Source organism: Phenylobacterium sp., assembly GCF_036402295.1.
Lineage (GTDB): Bacteria > Pseudomonadota > Alphaproteobacteria > Caulobacterales > Caulobacteraceae > Phenylobacterium.
This window is the reverse complement of the sequence record NZ_DASWTE010000276.1, coordinates 1-5,522: the sequence shown is the minus strand read 5'-3', so window position 1 is coordinate 5,522 and position 5,522 is coordinate 1. Positions and strand designations below refer to the sequence as shown.

General features: G+C 68.9%; 5 protein-coding genes and 1 pseudogene. 3 read left to right on the top strand and 3 right to left on the bottom strand.

Annotation, left to right across the window (positions count from 1 at the left end; genetic code table 11):
• Positions 1–734 (bottom strand): AMP-binding protein (locus VGD44_RS16655; protein ID WP_331089112.1); only part of this gene is annotated, 734 nt, incomplete at its 3' end.
• A gap of 108 nt (positions 735–842) precedes the next feature.
• Here VGD44_RS16655 and VGD44_RS16650 point away from each other — a divergent pair.
• Positions 843–1,976, top strand: coding sequence for a hypothetical protein (locus VGD44_RS16650; protein ID WP_331089110.1), 1,134 nt, complete (start codon positions 843–845; stop codon positions 1,974–1,976).
• A gap of 9 nt (positions 1,977–1,985) precedes the next feature.
• On the opposite strand, the gene VGD44_RS16645 is transcribed toward VGD44_RS16650, so the two are convergent.
• Both VGD44_RS16645 and VGD44_RS16640 read right to left on the bottom strand, forming a co-directional pair.
• Positions 1,986–2,453 carry a helix-turn-helix domain-containing protein gene (locus tag VGD44_RS16645; protein WP_331089108.1) on the bottom strand — a complete coding sequence of 156 codons (468 nt, stop codon included), beginning with the start codon at positions 2,451–2,453 and terminating at the stop codon, positions 1,986–1,988.
• A gap of 76 nt (positions 2,454–2,529) precedes the next feature.
• Positions 2,530–3,807 (bottom strand): Rieske 2Fe-2S domain-containing protein, encoded by a 1,278-nt coding sequence (locus tag VGD44_RS16640; RefSeq protein ID WP_331089106.1) that lies wholly within the window; start codon positions 3,805–3,807, stop codon positions 2,530–2,532.
• Between the two features lie 103 nt (positions 3,808–3,910).
• Between VGD44_RS16640 and VGD44_RS16635 the strand changes: the two genes are divergently transcribed.
• Positions 3,911–5,074 (top strand): Gfo/Idh/MocA family oxidoreductase, encoded by a 1,164-nt coding sequence (locus VGD44_RS16635; protein WP_331089104.1) that lies wholly within the window; start codon positions 3,911–3,913, stop codon positions 5,072–5,074.
• Positions 5,074–5,522, top strand: a pseudogene (locus VGD44_RS16630) (ABC transporter substrate-binding protein); the annotation flags it as partial. The gene VGD44_RS16635 and the pseudogene VGD44_RS16630, both read left to right, overlap by 1 nt.

The following is a 5,522-nucleotide window of genomic DNA, read 5'->3' as shown; positions in this document are numbered from 1 at the left end:
AGCTTCGCACCCACCAGCGGGGCCGAGTACATCACGCCCCAGGCGTTGGCATGATACATTGGCACTATCAGCAGCACCGTGTCGCGCGCCGAGAGGTTCAGCGCGTCGGGCTGCAGGGTCATCATCGCGTGCAGGTAGTTCGACCGGTGGCCGTAGAGCACGCCCTTCGGATTGCCCGTCGTGCCCGAGGTGTAGCAGAGTCCCGCCGCGGCGCTCTCGTCGAAGCCGCCCCAAGCGGCGTCGGCGGGTCGGCCAGACAGCCACGGCTCGTAGGCGTCCGCCGGGAAGGGCGTCTCGGGGGACTCTGCGCTCAGGAAGATCACCCGCCGGATCGTCGGGCACTGCGGCAGGAGCTCGGCCAGCAGCGGCGCGCAGGCCGGATCGGCGAACAGCACCGTGTCGGCCGCGTGGTTGGCGATGTAGACGATCTGTTCGGGAAAGAGCCGCGGGTTCAGCGTGTGCAGCACCGCGCCGATGCCGATGGTCCCGTACCAGACCTCCAGATGGCGGTCGGAGTTCCAGCCCATGGTGGCGATCCGGTCGCCGGGCCGCACGCCCATCTCCAGAAGCCCGTGGGACACCTGCTTCGCGCGCCGATGCAGCGTCGCGTAGTCGCTGCGGGTCACGGGCCCCTCGACCGAGCGGGTGACCACCTCGCGGTCGCCGTGCCAGCGCGCGGCGTGGTCGAAGATCTTGTCGAGGGTCAGCGACCAGTCCTGCATCAGGGCCCGCATGGGCGGCTTGCTCCTCTCGTTGCGTGACTCTGGATCGGGGATAATGATTAGATTACGAAGTATCTCGCGAGCCGCCAAGCGGCCGGGCCACCGTAGGGGAGAGAACGGGTGATCGACGACAGTGACCTGCTTGCGAAGCTGGATCGGCAGTTCATCGGCGTGACCTCGCCGACGTCGCCGCGGATCATGGCCGGCGGCCATCCCTGCCAGGGAATCTATACGACACCGAAGGGCCAGCGGCCGAAGACGGCCTTCATCGCCACGCACTACAACGTCGACTTCTCCGAGCACTACATCGCGCCCTACCTGGCCGCGCGCGGCTACGGCTTCCTGGGCTGGAACACCCGCTACCGGGGCGCGGAGGACCAGTTCCTGCTCGAGCACGCGGTGATCGACATGGGCGTCGGCGTGCGCTGGCTGAAGGAGCAGGCCGGCGTCGAGACCGTCGTCATTCTGGGCAACTCGGGGGGCGGCTCGCTGATGGGCGCCTACCAGGCCGAGGCGATCGAACCCACGCTGGGCGACCTACTGGCGGGCGCCGGCCTCCAGGCGTTGAACACCCTGCCCGCGGGCGACCTCTACATCTCGCTCAATGCGCACCAGGGCCGGCCCGAGGTGCTGACCGACTGGATGGACGCCTCGGTTGTTGACGAGAGCGACCCGACCCTGACCGACGAAAACCTCAACCCGTTCAATCCCGACAACGGGCCCCCCTACTCGGAAGACTTCATCGCCCGCTACCGCGTCGCCCAGCGCGCGCGGAACCAGCGGATCACCGATTGGGCGAAGGCCGAGCTCGCGCGGCTGAACGCGGCGGGCATTCCGGACAAGCTGTTCCCGCTGTTCCGCTGCTGGGGCGACCTGCGGATGATGGACGGCACGATCGACCCGTCCGAGCGGCCGACGCCGATGTGCTACCGGGGCCACCCCGCGGTCGCCAACAAGTCGCCTTCGATCGGCCGGGCCAACAACCTGAAGACCTGGCTCTCGATGTGGAGCCTCGAGACCTCGAAGTGCCAGGGCAAGGAGCAGCTCGAAAAGTTCCGCCTGCCGGCGCTGGTGGTGCAGGGCAAGGCGGACACCGGCGTGTTCCCTTCCGACGCGAAGAAGATCTTCGACAACCTGGGCAGCGCCGACAAGGAACTGCACATGATCACCGGCGCCCATTACTTCGAGGACAGCCGCAAGGTCCGCGATGAGATGGCCGACCTGCTCTGCGCGTGGGTGGCGAAGAAGCGCTGAGACGCGCGCTCAGCGATGGTCCTTCACCTCTTCCGGAGTGAAGGTCATCGGCGGGCCCCAGTCCTCGGCGAGGAAGTGGGCGGTTCTCAGAAGCTGGGCCCGGCCCAGGCGGTGGCCCAGTTCCTCGGCCATGAAGGTCATCGAGCGCTGGGCGTCGATCCGCATCGTCTCGCCCATTTTCGTGGGCGCCACGATCTTCACGCGGCCGTTGGTGGGATCGTCCACCAGCTCGACGATGCCAAGCTCGATCATCTGGTTGATGGTGGCGTGGATCGCCTGGCGGCTGACGCCCAGGCGCCGCGCGATGTCGGACGGGCGGCGGATGCCCAGCACCAGGTTGGCCATCACCATCGACTGGGGCCGCGTGACTACGGGCCAGCCACGCGCCTGCAGGTAGTTCTGCAGGCCTTCGTCGAACCAGTAGAAGCCCTGCAGCAGCGACAGCAGAACGTGCCTGATATCGTCTTCCGCCGTCACGCGCCGCGTACTCCTGAAAGCCCCACGGCCTGAGTGGGATGGTTCCGGGAGAATGTCAAAGAGATGGACGGTTCGGCTACTCGGCCGCGGCCGTCCGGGCGGCGTTGCGGGTGGTGAAGCTGCGCCAGTCCGCGCTCTTCGGAACGAGTCCTTCGAACGAGGCGAGGTCGACGACGCGAGAGGCGCTGGCGGTCCCGATGACGGGGCCGCCGTCGGCCGCCGCCTTGGCCGCGGCCACCATCTGGCGGCGGAACTGGATGATCGCTACGTCGCTGAAGCCCAGGTGGTCCTCGCTGCGGTCGGCGATGGGGCCCATGCTCTCCCACATCGCCATATCCTGGGCCGGAATGCCTTCGATGCCCGTGAAGTCGCCGGCCTTCATGGCCGCGCGGTCCTGAAGGAAGTTGTTCTGGAGGTTGCGGACCTTGGTCCAGTCGGCGTTCAGGTCCACGCCCGGGACAGCCACGCAGAACCTGCGCCAGGCGTCCTGGCCGATACCTTTCGTGGGATGCCAGGCGATCCAGTAGAACATGCAGTTCACGTCATCGATCGGCACCAGCATCTGGGCGAGGTTGTACTGGTCGTTCGGCGGAATCAGCACCGTGAACGGGGCGATGAAGACCGTAGTGCGGATGTAGGCCTGGGTCTCGGGATCGCGGATCGGGCGGCGGATTGCGGCGTAGTGGAATCCGTAGTCGGTGGCTTCGACCTCAAGGCGCGGCGCCTTGTCGTTGGACGGGCGCAGCCAGGCGGTGTCGGTCGCCGTCGACCCTTCGACCTCGGCCGTCGGCATGTTCGTGGAGTGCAGGCTGGACGAGTGGGCGCTGTCGATCGAACCCTCGAGCACCTGCGCCCAGTTGCAGGCCGCGTGCATCTTCACGATCGAGATCTTCGTCGTCTCCGAGGGCGCCCAGGCCGGCGCCTCGAATGGGCGGACCGCATCGGCGTCGCCGAGCCAGACCCAGACGAAGCCGCCGGCCTCGTGGGTGGGGTAGGCGCGGTGCCTCAGGTTGCGCATCCGGCTGTCCGGCGGCTCGGAGGCCATCTCCTGGATCTCGCCGTCCACGCCGAACTTCCAGCCGTGGTAGAGGCAGCGCAATCCGCAGTCCTCGTTGCGCCCGAAGGCCAGGGACGCGCCGCGGTGCGGGCACTTCTCGTCCAGCACGCCGACCCGGCCCTTGGTGTCGCGGAACACCACGAGATCGACGCCCAGCAGCCGCGACCGCACCGGCGCGCCGTCCGCCTCGGCCACCTCTTCGCTCATGCAGGCCGGCAGCCAGTGCTGGCGCATCACCCGGCCCATCGGAGCCTGGCCTTCGACGCGGCACAGGAGTTCGTTGTCGGCGGGTCTCATGCGGGCATCCAGCGGCGGCGTTGCAAAACTTAGATAGCGAAGTATTTTACGGATCGAGGCCGCGATGTCCAGCGGCGCGCCGCCGGGGAGGGCTGAAGACCGCATGGCCGACCGCGTGCTCCGCCTGGGCGTGATCGGCCTCAGCCGCGGGTTCGACCTGACCCGGCCGACGCTTTTGACCGACTCCCGGGTGCGGGTCGTGGCCGCAGCCGATCCGCGCCCCGAGGCGCGGGCCGCCTTCACCGCCGAGTTCGGCGCGCCGGCCTATGAGTTCGCCGAGCTGCTGTGCGCGGACGCGCAGGTTGACGTCGTCTACATCGCGAGCCCACACGAGACGCACGCCGACCTGGCGCGGCTGGCCGCCGAGCGAGGCAAACACATCCTGGTCGAGAAGCCGATGGCGCTCAGTCTCGCCGAGTGCCGGGCGATGACCCAGGCGGCGCGGACGGCAGGGGTGCAGCTGCTGGTTGGCCCGAGCCACGGGTTCGATCCGCCCGTGACCGCCGCGGCCGACCTGATCGCCTCGGGTGAATTCGGGCGGCCGCGGATGATCACGGCCACGACGTTCACGGACTTCCTTTATCGGCCGCGCCGACCTGCGGAGCTGGACACCGCCCAGGGCGGCGGCGTGGTCTTCAGCCAGGCCGCGCACCAGGTGGACGTCGTACGGCGGCTAGCCGATGCGCCGGTCCTGAGCGTCCGCGCCACGACCGGCCGCTGGGACCCGCAGCGGGCGACGGAAGGCGCCTACCAAGCCTTCCTGGCCTTCGAGGGCGGCGCGTCCGCGGCGCTGACCTATTCGGGCTATGGCCGCTACGACACCGACGTGTTGATGGACTGGGTCGGCGAGACCGGCGGGGCCAGGGATCCCACGGCCTACGGCGTGGCCCGCCGGAGGTTGGCCGGCGCGCGAGAGGACCAGCTCAAGGCGGCGCGGGCCTACGGCGCTGGCGGGGCCGCCCTCGCGCCACGCGTCGGCCACGAGCACTTCGGCTTCGTGGTCGTCGCCTGCGAGCACGGCGACCTGCGCCTTACCGCGACCGGCGTCGAGGCGTACGGGCCGGACGTCCGGCGAACCCTCGATGTGCCCCTCGATCCGGCAACCCGCCACGGTGTCATCGACGAGCTGTGGGCCGCCGTGTTCGAGGGCGCGAGACCCATCCACGACGCCGCCTGGGGGACCGAAAACCTGGCCGCCTGCCTGGCCATCCTGCGCTCCGCCGCCGAGGGCCGCGAAGTCGCGATTTCCGAGATCGAGGACGCCTGATGAGCAAGCTCCGCCTGACGCTGGCATGCTGGGACTACGACCGCACGCGGGCGCTCGCCGACGGCCGTGTCCAGCCCGAGGGGATCGACCTGAACTTCCTGCCGCTGCACGTGGAAGAGACCTTCTTCCGCATGCTGCGCAACCGGGAGTTCGACGTCGCGGAGATGTCGCTCTCGTCCTACTGCGTGTCGCTGATGCGGGACGATCCGGCGTTCGTGGCGATCCCGGTCTTCCCGTCGCGGTTCTTCCGCCACTCCTGCATCTTCGTGTCCGCCAAGAGCGGCATCCGCGAGCCCAAGGACCTGGTGGGCAAGCGTTTCGGCGTGCCCGAGTACCAGATGACGGCGCCGGTCTGGATCCGCGGCATCCTCGCGGACGAGTACGGCGTCGCGCCTACCTCGGTGAAGTACTTCACCGGCGGCGAGGAGGAGCCGGGGCGCGACGAGAA